Consider the following 16,658-nt stretch of genomic DNA (forward strand, 5'->3'; position numbering starts at 1 on the left):
GTCACCTTCCCGTCGTCGCCCGGGGCAGACGGGAAGGTGACGACAGGCCCTAGGTCCGAGGGCCGGCGGACTCGCGCAGCGTGAGGAGGTACGTCGCCGTCAGGGCGACGGCACGGTCCTCGTCCTGTGCCAGCTCCGCGAGGGCGCGTGACGCCGTGGCGCCCGGGATGTCCGCGAGCGCCTGTGTCAGCCGTCGGCGCGCCCGCACGTCGGCGGTGGCGCGGGCGAGGCGGTCGACGAGCCCGGCGGCGATCCGGTCCGCCGACGCGCGATCGCGCGCCAGCGCGCCCAGGGCGTCGGCCGCGTCGACGTCGTTCGCCTCCTCGACGATCATGTCGAGGAGCGTCGGCACCGCGTCGGCCACTCCCCGGCCCCCGAGCGCCAGGGCGGCGCACCGGCGGACCGCGACGTCGGAGTGGGTGAGGGCGTCCCGCAGCCGCGCCGTCGCCTCGGCGCCCGTCAGCTCGGCGAGTGCTTGGACGGCCCGCCTGCGGACCGTCGCCCGGGGCGAGCCGAGGCCCTCCGCGAGGAGCGCCTCGCCACCGTCGCCGGCCCGCGCCAGCGCCCAGCGGAGGGCTCCGGCGACGTGCGGGTCCCGCTCGCTCAGCGCGGCCTCGACCAGCGCCTCCACCGGCACCGGAACCTCCTCGACCACGGAGGACAGGGCCGCGCGCTGACGTGTCCCGGCGCTCTTCGAGCCGAGGGCCTGGAGGAGGGCGACGGTCTGGAGGACGTCCTCCCAGTCGGCGGGTTCCGCCGCGCCGATCCGGCGGAGCCGCGTGAGCAGGGCGGTCTCCCGCGCGATGCGGTCCTGTGTCTGGCGGATGAGGTCGTCGACGAGCGCCGAGGGGGCGAAGCCGGGATCGCCCAGGGCGCTTCCGACCTCCCGCAGCGACAGGCCGAGGGAGCGCAGGCTCTCGATGTGGAAGATCCGCCGGATGTCCTCGTCGGAGTACTCGCGGTAGCCGGCGCCGCTGCGGCCCGTCGGCCGCACCAGGCCGAGCGCCTCGTAGTGCCGGAGCATGCGGGCGCTCACCCCGGACCGCCGTGCCACGTCTCCGATCAGCACCGCTACCCCGCCTCCCCGTTCCCGCCGAGGGCCACCACGCGCTTCGCCTCCTCGATCGCGAACTCGAACCCGGCGTCCGGGTCGCGCGACAGCCGCTCCGTGGCCATCGCGTGAGCGCGTACGGCGGGGTCGGGGTCCGTCATCGCGGCACTCAGGGCCGGCGTCACGGCCTCGCCCAGCGCGATCAGCGCCCGGCTGAGGCTCAGCTGCGTCTCGCGCCCGCCGCGCCCCAGCTGTGTCGCCAGCGCTCCTGCCAGCGCGGACTCCTCGCCCTCGGGCACGAGCACGACCGCCGCCCGCCACGCGCTCCGCGCCACCTCGTCGTCGGCGTCGGTCAGCAGAGCCCGGGTGAGCGCCGGCCACGCCTGCCGGTCCCCGATCTTGGACAGCGTGTGCAGCGCCTGGCTGCGTGCCTGGGCCTGCTCCGAGCGGAGCTCCCGCAGCAGCCCCGGGACCGTCTCCGGTGCCGGGTGTCGGGTGAGCGCCCAGGTGAGCATCTCGCGGACGGAGAAATCGGGCTCGACCGCGCACCGCTCGATGAGCCTGTCGACGAACCGCGGGTCCGGGGTCGTGCCGACCGCCAGCGCTGCCCGCAGCCGCACCGACGAACGGTCGTCCGCCAGCCCCTGGAGAACGCGCGTCGGGTCCGTGGCCTGTTTCGGCATGGTCATGGGGACCACCTCCTCGGCCGTCAGTGAAGACCTTGTCACCGTGTCAAGGTCAAGCGGACCACACCGCGTGCCTCCGACCGCACCCCGACGAGACCAACCGCGACGAGGTCGTGGGCGGCCGGCTCGGCCGGCCGGCCCGCGCCACCGCCCGACCTCCTGACCGCCTGACCCGCCGGCACCGGACGGTCGACCGTCCGCACGCGACCCCGGTGCCGCCGCGAGGCCCCGCTGGGACCCCTTCTCGGCGGTCGGGCCGGAGCTTGTCCGTTCCTCCAAGCCCCCTCGCATCCGCGATGGACAGTCCCACAGGCTTCTTGCAGATAAGAGGCCAGGCGACCTACGGTGTCGCACATGCAGTCCTATTCGACCGGCCGGCCCGCACGCCTGCCGGGCACCGGCCCTCGCCACCGCGATCACGCTCGGTGACATCGCGGAACGGCGGACGATCCGGGCCGGACCGCATCGTCTCCCTCCCGGCCCGCGAGGCCGGGGAGGAACCGGGACGGGAAGTCGGCATGCAGGCCACCGCCCGCGTGAAGTCGACCAGCGTGCACCTCGCGCGCACCTGACCACCCCTCACGCACGACCGAAGCACCTCGGCCGTCGGCGCGGCCGGCCCCTCACTCCGCACCTTCCGTTCGTCCCCAAGGAGTTCGCCCCCATGTCCCTCACCCTCACCGGACGCCGCGCTGCCGCGGCCGCCCTCACCGCGGCCCTGCTCGTCCCGCTCGCCGCCTGCGGCAACGACGACACCAAGAAGGACACCGGCGGCTCCACCCCCTCCGGCTCCGCGAGCGCCGCGCCCCGGGCGAACCTGACGGTCCTCGCCGCCGCCTCGCTCACCGATGTCTTCAAGACCGCCGGCGCGGCGTACGAGAAGTCCCACCCCGGCACGAAGCTCACCTTCTCCTTCGCCGGTTCGCAGGAGCTCGTCGCCCAGGTCTCGCAGGGCTCGCCCGCCGACGTCCTGGTCACCGCCGACACCAAGAGCATGGACAAGGTGAAGGCGGAGACGGGCACTCCGAGCATCATCGCGAAGAACCGGCTCGTCATCGCGACCGGCGAGGGCAACCCGTTCAAGGTCGACGACCTGAAGGACCTGGCCGACACCAAGCTGAAGGTCGTCCTGGCCGCGCCCCAGGTCCCGGCCGGCAAGTACAGCAAGCAGGTCCTGGACGCCCAGAAGATCACGGTGAAGCCGGTCTCCCAGGAGCCCAACGTCCGCGCCGTCCTCAGCAAGGTCGAGCTCGGCGAGGCCGACGCCGGCCTCGTCTACAAGACCGACGCCGAGAGCGCGAAGGACAAGGTCGACGCCGTCGAGATCCCGGACGACCGGAACGCCATCGCGAAGTACCCGGCCGCTACGATCAAGGACTCCAAGAACGCCGAGGCCGCGGCCGCCTTCGTCGCCTGGCTCTCCTCGCCCGAGGGCCAGAAGATCCTCCAGGACGCGGGCTTCCAGAAGCCCTGACCGAACCGGATCAACCGGATCGTGAGGGGCTGTCCGTACCGGGGGTGCGGACAGCCCCTTCTCTTCTTGCCGTCATCTCTTCGGGGTCATCGATGAAACGAGCAGGCGTACGCAGGACCGGCGCCCGTCCGCCCCTCGCCCTGGCGCTGCCCGCGCTGGCGGCCGTGGCCTTCCTGGCGCTGCCGCTCATCGGCATCCTCGTACGGACCGAGTGGGGCGAACTCTCCGACCACCTGAGCTCACCGGGTACCGTCCAGGCGCTGAAGCTGTCGCTGCTCGTCTCCTTCTGGGCCCTGGGGCTCTCCCTGCTCCTCGGCGTCCCGCTCGCCTGGCTGCTCGCCCGGGTGTCCTTCCCCGGCAAGGCGTTCGTGCGCTCCCTGGTGCTGCTGCCGATGGTGCTCCCCCCGACCGTCGGCGGTGTGGCCCTGCTCCTCGCCTTCGGCCGGCGCGGCCTCCTCGGGCCGTGGCTGGAGGACACCTTCGGCATCACCCTGCCGTTCCACACCTCGGGGGCCGTCGTCGCGGCGACCTTCGTCGCCATGCCGTTCCTCGTCATCAGCCTGGAGGGCGCCCTCGGCGGCCTCCGGCCCCGCTACGAGGAGACCGCCGCCTCGCTCGGCGCCTCGCCCGTCCGGGTCTTCTTCACCGTCACCCTGCCGATGGTGGCGCCCGGCGTCGTCGCGGGCGCGGCCCTCACCTGGGCGCGGGCGCTGGGCGAGTTCGGCGCCACGATCACCTTCGCCGGCAACCTGCCCGGCACCACGCAGACCCTGCCCCTCCAGGTCTACCTGCTCCTCCAGGACGAACCCGAGGCCGCCACCTCCGTCTCCCTGCTGCTGCTCGCCATCGCGATGGCCGTCCTCGTCGCCCTGCGCGGCCGATGGACGGGCACCCCGACGGACCGGGCGCGGCCCACGGCCCCGGAGGGCGGGACGGACGGGGTGCCGACGGGCCGCTCGACCGCCTCGGGCCCCGTGGCGACGGACGCGGCCGTCGAGGACTCGGGCGCGGCGGGCCCGGGCGCGGCCGGGGCACCGGCCGGTGCCGCGCGGCCGTCCGCCCCCGCCGGGGAACGTTGGTCGCTGCACGCCGAGGTCACCGGCTTCACCCGCCTCACCCTCGACGCCGAGCCGGGTACGACGATCGCCGTCGTCGGGCCCAACGGCGCCGGGAAGACGACCCTGCTCCGCGCCCTCCTCGGACTCACCCCCCGCGCCCACGCCGAACTCACGCTCGGGGACACCGACGTCACCGGCCTTCCGCCGCACCGGCGCCGGGTCGCCTGGGTCCCGCAGGACGGCGCCCTCTTCCCCCACATGACGGCGCTCGCCAACACCGCGTACGGGCTGCGCGCCCAGGGTGTCGGACGCGCCGAGGCCCGCCGCGAGGCCCGGTCCTGGCTCGACCGGCTCGGTGTGGGGCACCTGGCGCAGCGCAGGCCGGCCCAGCTGTCCGGCGGCCAGGCCCAACGCGTGGCCCTGGCCCGGGCCCTGGCCGCCCGGCCCCGGCTGCTCGTCCTCGACGAGCCGCTCGCCGCGCTCGACCAGACCACCCGCGCCCATGTGCGCCACACCCTGCGCACCCATCTCGCCGGCTTCGGCGGTGTCTGCCTCATCGTCACCCACGACCCCGTCGAGGCCGTCTCGCTCGCCGACCGGGTGCTGGTCCTCGACGAGGGCCGGACCGTCCAGGACGCGACGCCCGCCGAGGTCACCCGGCACCCCCGCTCCCCCTGGGTGGCCCGGATGCTGGGCGGCAACGCCTGGGCCGGCATCGCCACGGCCGACGGCCTCGCCCTCCTCGACGGCGGCACCCTCATCACCGCCGAGCCGCTGCCGCCCGGCACCGAGGCGCTCGCCGTCATCGCGCCGGAGGCCGTGGCCGTGCACCGCGAGAGGCCCGGCGGAAGCCCCCGTAACGTCTGGCCCGGCACCGTCCGCGAGATCACGGCCAGTGGCAGCAGGCTGCGGGTGCTCGTGACCTCCGACCGGGCGCCCGACCTGGTCGCCGAGATCACCCCGGGGGCCGCCGCCGAACTCGGCCTCGCCGACGGGGTGTCCGTGTGGACCGGGGTGAAGGCGACCGAGGTGACGGTGGTGGCCCTGTGAGATCGACCCGCCGCCGACACCACGGAACCGCATCAGCGATGCAATCCCGCACCTGAGCCTGGCAGATGCAACCCTTTCCGACGCTCTTCCCTCTTGGATGATCCGCCGTACCGCCCCCTCCCCCGGTGGCCTGTTTTCCGTACCTCGGTCCAATCGCCTTCGCCCCGCGACCCTTGATTCACTGGCGTGCACCGGCCCGGCGCGGCGGAGTGGCTCTCACCGCGACGGGACAACCGGCCAGGAGGCCCTGCGCGTCGTCCGCGGTGTTCGGCGCGCAGGGGCCCGCCGGTTCCCCCTGCACGAGGCCGGTCGACCCGCCGTCAGGGCTCGCGGCCCGGGTCAGGTCCGGGGGATCCGACCGCGCGGGCGGTCCCGCGTCACGCGGTGGGTTCGATGCCCCAGGCGACGGCCCGGGCCGCGGCGGCCGCGCGGTTGGGGAGGTCGAGCTTGGCGAGGATGTGCTCGATGTGGGTCCCCACGGTGCGCGGCGTGATGTACAGCCGCTCGGCGATCTCGCGGTTGGTGCGGCCGGCGGTCAGCTCGGCCAGCACCTGGAGTTCCCGCGGGGAGAGGCCGCCCGGCCGTCGGCTCCCGGCCGCTCCCCGCACGTCCTCGGCGGGGGCCGGACCGGGGTGCGGGGCGGGGCCGGGGTCGACGGTCGCGGCGAGGGCCTCGGTGAGCAGGGTGACCACCGAGCGCGCCGGATCGGGGGTGCGCAGGGGCCGGCGGGTGCTGACGTTCAGCATGCCGACGTACCGGCCGTCGGCGGCGAACAGGCACTGGGCCACCCCGTCCTCGATGCCGAGGGGGGAGAGCACGTCCTGGTACCCCGGGGAGGCGGCCAGGAGCCGCCGGGGGGCGTCCCTGAGCCAGACCCCTCCCCGGGCCGGGCTGTGCAGCACGGGGAACATCGGGTCGCGGTGGAGGCGGGTCTCGATGTAGGCCGTGGCGTCGTCCGGGTAGCTTCCGGCGAGGGTGGTGTGGCGCCGGCGCAGCGGATCCCACCGGACCAGGGAGGCGTGGTCGTACTCCATCACCCGGGAGAGCGCCGCCAGGACCGTGTCGACGCCGGCCGCACCACGCGTGGCGCTCCTGGCGGCCTCGCGGACGTGGAGGGCCGCGTCCAGGACGTCCGCCGTGCTCCGTTCCGCTGCCATTCCCCCAGGATGATCATGTGTACGCCGTACGTCAAAGACGAAGGGTGTCGTGCACGACCTTCCCGTCCACGACGGTGAGGACGACGGGCATCCCCGGGATGTCGTGGGGGTCGGCGCCGAGCAGGTCCCCGTCGAGCACGCAGAGGTCGGCGACCTTGCCCGGCTCCAGGGAGCCCTTCCAGTCGTCGGCGAAGTCCTGCCAGGCCGCTTCGATGGTGTACGTACGGATGGCCTCGGCGACGCCGACGCGCTGCTCGGGGCCGCTGACCCGCCCGGCGGCCTTCGACTCGCGCAGCACCATGGTGGCGACGCCCTGGCGCCAGTCCGGGAAGGTGACGGGGGCGTCGGACCCGCTGGCGACCCGTACTCCGGCGTCGATGGCATCGCGGTACGGCCAGGCGTACGCGGCCCGTTCGGCGCCGACGAAGTCCTCCTCCATGTCGGCGACGGTCCACTTGATGGTGGGGTTCATGTTGACGCCGAGGCCGTGCGCGGCGAGCACCTCCATGCTGTGCGGGGTGAGGAAGTCGCCGTGGATGACGTAGTGGCGGGCGTCCGGCCTCGGGTGTGCGGCGAGGGCCGCGGCGAAGGCGTCCGCGACGGCGTCGCAGGCCCGGTCGCCGGTGACGTGGACGCCCAGCTGGTGTCCGGCGGCGTGGGCGTGCCGGATCATGGCCTCGATCGCGGCGGTCCGCTCGGCGTCGGTCGCGCCGCCGACGCACAGGGAGCCGCAGCCGCCGCCGACGTACGGCTCGTGCATCCAGGCGGTCCTGTTGGGGACGATGCCGTCGGCGAAGATCTTGACGCCGTGGATCGCGAGGCGGCGCGGATCGGCCTCTCCCGCCCCGGCTCCGGACGGGTCGCCGGACCGGCCGAGGGCGGTGAGGCCCTCGGCGAACTCCTCGGCGGTGCTGGTCATTCCGGTGGGCAGGAGGAGGACGCCGAGGCGGGCGGTCAGTTCGCCCCCGGCCAGCAGTTCGCGGTAGACGTCGAGGGTCTCCGCCCCGAGCGCGCCCCGCATGATGCCGTCGCCGCCGGGGCCGAGCCCGGGCTCGGTGTAGCTGGTGACGCCGAGCCGGGCGAGGGTGGCGAGGGTGGACCTGATCGCGTCGGTCCGCTCCTGGCGGCTGAGCGGCGGCAGCGCGTTCTGGACGAGGGCCTGGGCCCCCTCGTGGAGCAGCCCGGTCGGTTCGCCGGCCTCGTCCACGACGACGGCCCCGCCGGGCGGCGCGACGGTGTGGCGGTCGATCCCCATGAGCGCGAGGGCCCGGGAGTTGACCCAGGTGGCGTGTCCGGAGAAGGAGTACAGGACGACCGGGTGGTCCGGGCTCGCGGCGTCGAGGTCGTGGCGCGAGGGCTGCCGCGCCGGATCGGCCACGCACTCGTCGAGGTAGCCGGTGTCCCAGCCGTGCCCGGTGACCCACTGTCCGGCCGGAACCCGCCCGACGGCCTCCCGTACGGCTCCGGCCACCTCCGCGAGGGAGGCCACGGCGGGATGGCCGAGTTCGAGGGAGAGCGGCGGCGTGGACATGCCGAAGGCGCAGCCGTGCAGATGGGAGTCGTTGATGCCGGGAAGCAGCGTCGCTCCCCGGAGGTCGACCACGCGGGTGCCGGGTCCGACGAGGGGCTCCACGTCGCCGCGCCCGCCGACGGCGGTGATGATCCCGCCGGTCACCGCGAGGGCCGAGGCGACGGTGGACTCCGCGTCGACCGTGACCACCCGTCCGTCGAGAAACACCAGGTCCGCGTACGTGTCCACTGAGGGGTCCTTTCGAAGAGTCCGGGCGCGCTCGGTCGCCCGGAGACGATCTCCCGAGGACTATGGCGACGCGCCCGCTCCCCGCGCATCGGTCGTTCCACCGATGCGCGCACGGTCGCGGACCGGGGCTCGCGGACCGGGGCGCGCGCTCCGGACTGCGCCGAGCCTCCGGTGGCACGGAGCCCGGGGGGTTTTGCGGCGGGGGTCCCGGGTACTGATCATCCGTCAACTCACAAGTAACTTTCTGGACGTTCCTGACAGTTGATGATCACGTCAAGTACTCTTCGGTCGCGCCGGGGAGCGTTTGAAGATCACCCGGGATCAAGACCTGGGGGGCCCGTGTTCAACGCCGCAGTGCTCGATCTGCCCTTTCCACTCCGCAGCAACCCGAACCAGCGCTCCATCGCCCACGATCACGAGGGGTGGCTGCTCCGTCACGAGGGGCTGTCCGGTGCCATCCACCCGGCGGCCTACGCCAAGTGGGACGTCCCCCGTCTCGCCGCGCTCACCAGCCCCGACTGCGCCACCGCCGACCTCACCCTCGCCGCCGACCTGCTCAGCTTCTACTTCCTCTTCGACGACCGGTTCGACACCGGTCTCGGCCGCGCCCCGGCACAGGTGGCGCGGCTCTGCACCCGCCTGACGTCCCTCGTGCACGGGGACGGACCCGAGCCCGGCGCCCGGACCCCCGTCGAGCGGGCGTTCGCCGACCTCTGGGAGCGCAGCCTGCAGGGCATGTCCGCCCGCTGGCGGGCCCGGTCCGCCTACCACTGGGAGTGGTACTTCGCCTGCCATCCCGCCGAGGCCGCGGGCCGGCTCTCCGGCCTGCTCCCGGACCGGGAGGAGTACCTGGCGCTCCGCCGGGGCACGGCCGCCATGGAGACGCTCTTCGACATGGTCGAGCGGCTGAACCGGTTCGAGCTGCCGCAGGAGGCGCTGCACCACCCCGCCTTCCGCCGGATGCGCCAGCTCGCCGCCGACATACCGTCGTTCACCAACGACGTGCACTCCTACGCCCAGGAACTCGCCCGGGGCGATGTCGCCAACCTGGTGATGATCGTCCGCGAGGAGCGCGGCGGCACCCCCGAGGAGGCGGCCGTCGAGGTGATGCGCGAGGCGCAGGCGATGGTCGACCGCTTCGCGGAGCTCTCGTCCCAGGTGCCCGGGATCTGCGACCTGCTCGGGCTCGACCCGGCCGGCCGCGAGGCCGCCCACCGGTACGTCGGGGGCCTCGCGGCCTGGATCGGCGGCTACCACCGCTGGGAGATCGGCACCGGCCGCTACGACCACTGAGGCTCCCGGCGACGCCCGGCGCCCCGCTTCGCGGGAACGACCGACGAACTGAGAACCGGTCAGAGACCCTCTGAAATCCGACTTTCCTGGGCACGGGACTGGAAGATTCATGCTCTGTATGCATATCAATCCCCTCACGAGCGTTCCGAACTGATCAAGAACGCATCTATAGTTCCGTCGTTGCGACCTCCTTCTTCCGTGCCCGCACCCGAGAGTCTGGTTGATGTCGGCATCACCCACCCCGTTCCGCCCCGCCCTGATCGCCGCGCTCCTGACGGCCGCCGCCACCGGCGCACTCACCGCGGCCGCGATCGCCGCGGCACCGGCCGGGGTGCGCCCCGCGCTCGGCTGGTTCGCCGTCTGCGGCGTCCTGTTGCTGTCCGCCGCGGCCTTCTCCGTCACCTGGTACGCGCGCACCGCGCGGACCCACGGCGGGCGGGCCGAGACGCTCGCCGCCGAACTCGCCTCCCGCGAGGCCTACGTCGGCCGGTTCAAGGCCGCCGCCGAGCGTGAGGCCCTCGCCCTGAAGGAGCGTCACGAGGCCGAGACCGCGGCGCTGAGAGAACGTCACGCGGCGGAGGCCACCGCCTCCGCCATGGGCCACACGGCACGGGCCGAGGAACTCGTCCGCGCCCACGAGGCGGAGACGACCCGGCTCGTCGAGGCACGGACCGCCGACGTCAAGGACCTGGAGAGCCGGCTGCGCCGCGCCGAGTCCGGCCGGTCGGCCGCGCTGGCCGCCGCGGCCAACGCCGCCGGACGCATGCAGGCCCTGGCCACGAGCATGATGGCCGACCTCCGGGAGATGGAGCACCGGCACGCCGACGAGGACGTCCTCACCGACCTCCTCCACCTCGACCACCGCACCGCGCAGGCGGGGCGGCTCGCCGACTCCGTCGCCGTGCTGACCGGAGCCCGCTCCGGCCGGCGCTGGGCACGCCCGATCGTCATGGAGTCGATCCTGCGCGGCGCCATGGGCCGGATCGGCGGCTACCAGCGGGTGCGGCTCCACTCCGGCAGCGAGGCGGCCGTGGCCGGCCACGCCGCCGAGGGCGTCATGCACGCGCTGGCCGAACTCCTGGACAACGCGGCGAACTTCTCCCCGCCCAGCGCCGAGGTGCACGTCTACGTGGAGGAGGTCCCGGCGGGCGTCGTCATCACCGTCGAGGACAGCGGCCTGGCCATGAGCGAGGTGCAACTGCGGCGCGCCGAGGCCGCCGTAGGCTCGGCGACCCAGGACCTCGCCGGGCTCTCCGGAACCCGCCTCGGCCTGCACGTGGTCGGCCGGCTGGCCCGCAAGCACGGCCTGACCGTGTCCTTCCGCCCGTCCGCGCGCGGAGGGACCGGCGCCCTGCTCATGCTGCCCCAGGACCTGATCAGCCACGCCGCCGAGAAGCCGGCCGACGCGCCCGGCGAAGCGCCACTCCCCGTGGCGGGCCGCGGCGTGACCGCCCCCGCCGCCACCCTTCCGGGACCCCGGAAGCCGGAACCCGAGCCCGAGGCCCTGCCCGTGCGCGCATCCGCACCCGTCCCCGCGTCCGACACCGACGCACCGGAGCCGGAGACGGACGCGATCGTCCTCCCGCGCCGCCGTCGCGGAGAGACCCTGGCCTCCCAGCTCAAGACCACGGACGCACCCGCGAAGGAGAGCCGGACGGCTCCGCGGACCGAGGCGGCCCCCGCCACCCCGCCGCGCTTCGGCTCCTTCCACCGGGCCGTACGCGGGACGGGCACCCGGCCGGAGGGCGGACCCGCGACCGCCGGCGACGGCGAGGGCGCCGACGCGCCCGCGACCACCGGCACCCCCGCCGAGACCCCCGACCCGTCCCACCCCCAGGACCGGGCGACCGCACCGCGCACGTCGCCGTCCTCGAACTCCCCGTATTCGGAAGGCAATCCGCGATGACCGGCTCCACCACCGACGAGAAGCTCAGCTGGCTCCTGGAGGGCCTGCTGGAACGCACCCCGGCCGCCCGTCACGCGCTGGTGCTCTCCCGCGACGGCCTCAAGCTCTGCCGTACCCCCGGACTCTCCGTCGACCAGGCCGACCAGCTCGCCGCGATCGCCGCGGGCATCCAGAGCCTGTCGCACGGCGCCTCCGTGGAGTTCGGCGACGGCACCGGCGGGGTCCGCTCCGCGATGGCGGAGTTCTACGGCGGCATCCTCTTCATCGTGGAGGCCGGGGACGGCGCCCATCTCGCCCTGGTCGCCGACGAGGACGCCGACGCCGGACTCGTCGGCCACAACATGACGGAACTGGTCGAGCAGTTGGGCGAGCACCTCGTCGCCAGGCCCCGGGGATGAGCCGGGCCAGGCCGGGCCGGGACGACTCCCCCGACCGCCTCTACACGGTGACCGGCGGTCGCAGCCGTGCCGGGTCCGACTCCTTCGACCTGGTGACGCTGGTGGTCTCCGAGAGCGACCCCGTCCCCGGCATGCAGTCCGAGCACGCCGCGATCCTGCGCATGTGCCGCTTCCCCACGGCCGTGGTCGAGGTCGCGGCCGGGCTCGGCCTGCCCGTGTCGATCACCCGGATCCTGCTCGCCGACATGCAGGCCACCGGCCGGATCAGCGCGCGCCACCCGCGCCCCACGTACCGCCTTCCCGATCACGACATCCTGGAGCAGGTGCTCGTTGGACTCCGTAGCCTCTGAACAGCGCCAGACCCTGCACAGCACCGCCGACAACGGACTGAAGATCGTCGTCGTCGGCGGGTTCGGAGTCGGCAAGACCACCCTCGTCCGCTCGGTCAGCGAGATCCGTCCGCTGAACACCGAGGAGACGATGACGCAGGCGGGCGAGGGAATCGACGACACCGTCGGCGTCGCCGCGAAGACCGCCACCACCGTGGCGTTCGACTTCGGCCGGATCTCCCTCGACACGCACAACGTCCTCTACCTGTTCGGCGCCCCCGGCCAGGAGAGGTTCTGGTTCCTGTGGGACCGGCTCTTCTCCGGGACCCTCGGCGCCGTCGTCCTCGTCGACACCCGGCGGCTCGCCGACTCCTGGTACGCCGTCGACCGACTGGAACACCACGGCACCCCGTTCGTCGTCGCCTGCAACGACTTCGGCGGACCCGCCCACACCCCCGCCCAGATCCGCGAGGCACTCGACCTCGCCGACGAGGTCCCCCTGGTCTTCTGCGACGCCCGGTCGCGCGAGTCCAGCAAGCAGGTCCTCATCTCGCTCGTCGAACACCTGCAGACCCTCGTCGCCTCGGATCCGCAGCCGATTCCGGAGCACACCCCGTGACCCACCCCGCGCCCCAGCCGGTCCCGCTGAGCGGCCCCCAGTTCCAGACCGACCCCTCCGAGCTGTACCGGCGGATCCGGCGCGAGCACGGCTCCGTCGCCCCGGTGCTGCTCGACGGCGGCATCCCCGCCTGGCTGGTCCTCGGCTACCGCGAACTGCACCAGGTCACCAGCGACCCGGTCCTCTTCTCGCGCGACTCCGAGCTGTGGAACCAGTGGGACGCGATCCCGGCGGACTGGCCGCTGCTGCCGATGATCGGCCGCAGGCAGCCGTCGATCCTGTACACCGTGGGCGAGCGCCACCGGGAGCGGGCCGGGGTCATCTCCGACGCGCTCGACGCCGTCGACCCGTTCGTCCTCAAGGAGCGGGCCGAGCGCTTCGCCGACGAACTCATCGACGCCCTCTGCTCCAGGGGCTCCTGCGACATCATCGCCGAGTACGCGATGCTGCTGCCGGTACGGGTCCTCGCCAGCGTGTACGGCTTCGCCGACGAGCAGGGCCCGGGCCTGGTGACCGCCCTCAACGACATGATCAACGGCCAGGAGGGGGCCCTGGAGGGCCAGCGCCACCTGGGCGAGTCGATGTTCGCGCTGCTCGCGGCCAAGGCGGAGAACCCCGGCGACGACGTCGCCTCGCGGATGATCGCCAACACCGCCGGCTTCACCGTCGAGGAGGTCGCCCAGGACCTCATGGTGATGCTGGCGGCCGGGCACCAGCCCACCGCCGACTGGATCGGCAACTCGCTCCGTCTCATGCTCACCGACGACCGGTTCGCGGCCTCCCTCTCCGGCGGCCGGCACAGCGTCGGCGAGGCGATGAACGAGGTCCTGTGGGAGGACACCCCCACGCAGAACGTCGCCGGCCGGTGGACCTCGCGCGACACCCACCTCGGCGGTCGCATGATCGGCCGCGGGGACCTGGTCCTGCTGGGCCTGGCCGCCGCCAACTCCGACCCGCACGTACGGGCCGACTCCGGCGCCCTCACCGGCGGCAACAACGCCCACCTCTCCTTCGGACACGGCGAGCACCGCTGCCCCTTCCCGGCCCAGGAGGTCGCCGAGACCATCGCCCGGACGGGCATCGAGGTCCTGCTCGACCGGCTGCCGGACGTCGATCTCGCGGTCGGGGAGGGCGCGCTCACCCGGCGCCCCTCCCCCTGGCTGCGCGGCCTCACCGCGCTCCCCGTGACCTACACCCCGACCCCCGCGCTTGGAGCCTTCGCATGACCTGCCCGTACGACCACACCGCCGCGTCCGGCACCGATGTGATCACCCTGGACCCGTTCGTCTCGGACCTCGACACCGAGAGCGCCCGGCTGCGCGAGGCCGGGCCGCTGGCCCGCGTCGTGCTGCCCGGCGGGGTGCCCTGCTGGGCCGTGACCCGTCACGCCGAGGCGCGCAAGCTGCTCACCGACTCGCGCGTGGTCAAGGACATCGGCGTGTGGGGTGCCTGGCAGCGCGGCGAGATACCCCTGGACTGGCCCCTGATCGGCCTGGCCAACCCCGGCAGGTCCATGCTGACCGTCGACGGCGACGAGCACCGGCGGCTGCGCACCCTGGTCGCGCAGGCGCTGACCGCGCGCCGGGTGGACCGGCTGCGCGCGGGCATCGAGGCCCTCACCGAGTCGATGCTCGACCGCCTCGCGGAGCGGCCGGCGGGCGAGGTCGTCGACCTGAAGGCGGAGTTCGCCTACCCGCTGCCGATGAACGTGGTCAGCGAGCTGATGGGTGTCGACAAGGCCGACCATCCCCGGATGAAGGCCCTGTTCGACAAGTTCTTCTCGACGCAGACCCCGCCCGAGGAGGTGCCGCAGATGATGGCGGACCTGGGCACCCTGTTCGCCGGGATCGTGGCGGGCAAGAAGGAGAACCCGGGCGACGACCTCACCAGCGCCCTGATCGAGGCCGCCGAGGACGACGACCGGCTCAGCACGGAGGAGATCACCAACACCCTCCAGCTGATGGTCGCGGCGGGCCACGAGACGACGATCAGCCTCATCGTCAACGCCGTCGTCGCCCTGGAGACCCACCCCGAGCAGCGCGCCCTCGTGCTCAAGGGCGAGGTGCCGTGGGAGAACGTCGTCGAGGAGACCCTGCGCTGGTCGACCCCGACCTCGCACGTGCTGATCCGGTTCGCGGCCGAGGACATCGAGGTCGGCGACCGGATCCTGCCCAAGGGCGACGCCCTGATCGTGTCGTTCGGCGCGATCGGCCGCGACGAGGACCAGCACGGCCCGAGCGCGGGCGCGTTCGACGTGACCCGCACGCCGAACCGTCACATCGCCTTCGGCCACGGCCCGCACGTCTGCCCGGGAGCGGCGCTGTCCCGCCTGGAGGCGGCGGTGGCCCTGCCCGCGCTGTACGCGCGCTTCCCGGAGCTCCGTCTCGCGGTGCCGCGCGAGGAGCTCCGCAACAAGCCGGTCGTCACGCAGAACGACCTGTTCGACCTGCCGGTGCACCTGGTCTGACGCACCCCGGGCCCCGGCCTCCCCCCTGGGAGGGCCGGGGCAGCGGTGGCGTCGGGGGTGAGGGGAAGGGCCGCTGTCGGCGTGCTCGCACGGGCAGGCGCGGCACGCGTCCTAGGCTGCGTCTTTCCGGGAACCCTCCGAAAGCGCGGTTGGTCTTGCTTGCCGTCACCGTCATCGCGGGCATTCTGTTCACCTGGTGCGTCCTGTCGCGCCGGCTCGCGCTGTGGAGCATCACCGCGCCGATCGCCATGATGGGGGCGGGCCTCGCCCTCACCAGTGGCTCGGACCCGCCGCTCGTCTTCGACCTCGGCGACCTGGCCGGCTTCGAACGCTCGGTGGAGGTCGTCCTCGCCCTGCTCCTCTTCGTCGACGCGACCGAGGTTCCGGCGGGGGTCATCCGGCGGGAGCGGCGGGTCGTCGCCCGTCTCCTGGGCCTCGCGCTGCCGCTGACCCTGGTCGCCGCGTTCCTGGCCGCGCTCGTCTTCTTCCCCGACCGGCCCGGATGGGTCCTGGCGGCGCTGGCGACCGTCGTCGTCCCCCTCGATCTGGCGCCCGCCGCGGCCGTCGTACGGGACCGGCGGATCCCGGCGCGTCTCCGGGAGGTGCTCAACGTCGAGGGCGGCCTGAGCGACGGCATCGTCTCGCCCGTGTTCCTGCTCTGCGTCGCGGCCGCGGCCCAGTCCCACACACCGGGCGACGACTACGCCGAGGCCCTCCTCGACGCCGTCGGCGCGGCGGGCTGGGCCGTCGGCGCCGGGGCGTTCGTCGGCTGGGGGGCCGGCCGGGTGCTGCGCCGTTCGTGGGCGAGGGGCTGGACGCTGCCCGCCGCGACCAGGCTCGCGGTGCTGAGCGTGCCCATCGCCGCGTACACCCTGGCAGGGGCACTGGGCGGCAACGGCTTCATCGCCTCCTTCGTCGCCGGTGTCTGCGTCGCCCCGGCGCTGCGGCACCTCCCGGAGGGCACCGTGACGATGACCGACGACCTGGTCACCCTGCTGACGCTCGGCCTGTGGTTCCTCTTCGGCCAACTGGTCGGCGACGAGTTCTGGGACGGCTTCCACCTCTCCGTCGTCCTGTACGCCCTCCTCGCCGTCACCCTGGTGCGCCTGGTGCCCGTGCTGCTCGCGCTCGTCGGGACGGATCTGTCCCTGTCCGACCGGCTGTTCCTGGGGTGGATGGGGCCCCGGGGCGTGACCTCGGTGGTCTTCGGTCTCCTCGCGGCGATCGAACTGCCCGCCGCGGGCGGCGGCGACTTCATCTCCCGGGTGATGGTGATCACCGTGATGGTCAGCATCGTGCTGCACGGCCTGAGCGGCGAGCCCGTCGGCCGGCTCTACGCCCGCCACCGGCGCACCGCCCCGGAGCCCCGGGGCGCGGAGTGAGGGGGCGGACCCGGCGCCCCCCGGGGGCG

The 16,658-nt window shown here is 73.8% G+C and carries 14 protein-coding genes and 1 pseudogene; 11 read left to right on the top strand and 4 right to left on the bottom strand.

The genetic code is table 11. The features are described 5' to 3' along the window. Window positions 1-49 precede the first annotated feature (49 nt). Window positions 50-1,069, bottom strand: a complete 1,020-nt coding sequence (locus ABT129_RS37145) for a HEAT repeat domain-containing protein (RefSeq protein WP_351910531.1) — start codon at window positions 1,067-1,069, stop codon at window positions 50-52. Between the two features lie 2 nt (window positions 1,070-1,071). Beyond that, window positions 1,072-1,740, bottom strand: coding sequence for a HEAT repeat domain-containing protein (locus tag ABT129_RS37150; RefSeq protein ID WP_351910533.1), 669 nt, complete (start codon window positions 1,738-1,740; stop codon window positions 1,072-1,074). A gap of 394 nt (window positions 1,741-2,134) precedes the next feature. On the opposite strand from ABT129_RS37150, the pseudogene ABT129_RS38140 reads away from it, so the two are divergent. The 3 genes and pseudogenes from ABT129_RS38140 to ABT129_RS37160 all read left to right on the top strand — a co-directional run. Then, window positions 2,135-2,309: pseudogene (locus ABT129_RS38140) on the top strand (MerR family transcriptional regulator); the annotation flags it as partial. 92 nt (window positions 2,310-2,401) lie between these two features. Then, window positions 2,402-3,211, top strand: a complete 810-nt coding sequence (modA, locus tag ABT129_RS37155; RefSeq protein WP_351910535.1) for a molybdate ABC transporter substrate-binding protein — start codon at window positions 2,402-2,404, stop codon at window positions 3,209-3,211. A 92-nt stretch (window positions 3,212-3,303) separates the two neighbouring features. Further along, window positions 3,304-5,319: an ABC transporter permease gene (locus ABT129_RS37160; protein ID WP_351910537.1), complete on the top strand. Its 2,016-nt coding sequence runs from the start codon at window positions 3,304-3,306 to the stop codon at window positions 5,317-5,319. A gap of 377 nt (window positions 5,320-5,696) precedes the next feature. Here the strand turns inward: ABT129_RS37160 and ABT129_RS37165 are convergent, their stop codons facing one another. Both ABT129_RS37165 and ABT129_RS37170 read right to left on the bottom strand, forming a co-directional pair. Continuing rightward, window positions 5,697-6,476 carry a helix-turn-helix transcriptional regulator gene (locus ABT129_RS37165; RefSeq protein ID WP_351910539.1) on the bottom strand — a complete coding sequence of 260 codons (780 nt, stop codon included), beginning with the start codon at window positions 6,474-6,476 and terminating at the stop codon, window positions 5,697-5,699. A gap of 31 nt (window positions 6,477-6,507) precedes the next feature. Further along, window positions 6,508-8,235, bottom strand: a complete 1,728-nt coding sequence (locus ABT129_RS37170; RefSeq protein ID WP_351910541.1) for an amidohydrolase — start codon at window positions 8,233-8,235, stop codon at window positions 6,508-6,510. 339 nt (window positions 8,236-8,574) lie between these two features. On the opposite strand from ABT129_RS37170, the gene ABT129_RS37175 reads away from it, so the two are divergent. The 8 genes from ABT129_RS37175 (at window position 8,575) to ABT129_RS37210 (ending at window position 16,629) form a co-directional block, all read left to right on the top strand. Further along, window positions 8,575-9,528: a terpene synthase family protein gene (locus ABT129_RS37175; protein ID WP_351910543.1), complete on the top strand. Its 954-nt coding sequence runs from the start codon at window positions 8,575-8,577 to the stop codon at window positions 9,526-9,528. A 223-nt stretch (window positions 9,529-9,751) separates the two neighbouring features. Then, window positions 9,752-11,434, top strand: a complete 1,683-nt coding sequence (locus ABT129_RS37180; RefSeq protein WP_351910545.1) for an ATP-binding protein — start codon at window positions 9,752-9,754, stop codon at window positions 11,432-11,434. Then, a complete protein-coding gene (locus tag ABT129_RS37185; protein ID WP_351910547.1) occupies window positions 11,431-11,832 on the top strand; it encodes a roadblock/LC7 domain-containing protein in 402 nt (133 codons plus the stop codon). The genes ABT129_RS37180 and ABT129_RS37185 overlap by 4 nt, the downstream gene beginning before the upstream one ends. After that, window positions 11,829-12,182 carry a DUF742 domain-containing protein gene (locus ABT129_RS37190; protein ID WP_351910549.1) on the top strand — a complete coding sequence of 118 codons (354 nt, stop codon included), beginning with the start codon at window positions 11,829-11,831 and terminating at the stop codon, window positions 12,180-12,182. The genes ABT129_RS37185 and ABT129_RS37190 overlap by 4 nt, the downstream gene beginning before the upstream one ends. Beyond that, the gene (locus ABT129_RS37195) at window positions 12,163-12,780 is read left to right on the top strand and encodes a GTP-binding protein (RefSeq protein WP_351910551.1); all 618 of its coding nucleotides are present in this window, start codon (window positions 12,163-12,165) and stop codon (window positions 12,778-12,780) included. Before ABT129_RS37190 ends, ABT129_RS37195 begins: the two co-directional genes overlap by 20 nt. Further along, the gene (locus ABT129_RS37200) at window positions 12,777-14,006 is read left to right on the top strand and encodes a cytochrome P450 (protein WP_351910553.1); all 1,230 of its coding nucleotides are present in this window, start codon (window positions 12,777-12,779) and stop codon (window positions 14,004-14,006) included. Before ABT129_RS37195 ends, ABT129_RS37200 begins: the two co-directional genes overlap by 4 nt. Next, entirely contained in the window at window positions 14,003-15,247 is a 1,245-nt protein-coding gene (locus ABT129_RS37205; RefSeq protein ID WP_351910555.1) for a cytochrome P450 family protein, read from the top strand. Before ABT129_RS37200 ends, ABT129_RS37205 begins: the two co-directional genes overlap by 4 nt. Window positions 15,248-15,396: 149 nt before the next feature. Further along, window positions 15,397-16,629: a cation:proton antiporter domain-containing protein gene (locus ABT129_RS37210; RefSeq protein WP_351910557.1), complete on the top strand. Its 1,233-nt coding sequence runs from the start codon at window positions 15,397-15,399 to the stop codon at window positions 16,627-16,629. Window positions 16,630-16,658: the final 29 nt, after the last annotated feature.

Origin of the sequence: Streptomyces sp. NPDC002057 (genome assembly GCF_040296665.1) — a bacterium.
Lineage (GTDB): Bacteria > Actinomycetota > Actinomycetes > Streptomycetales > Streptomycetaceae > Streptomyces.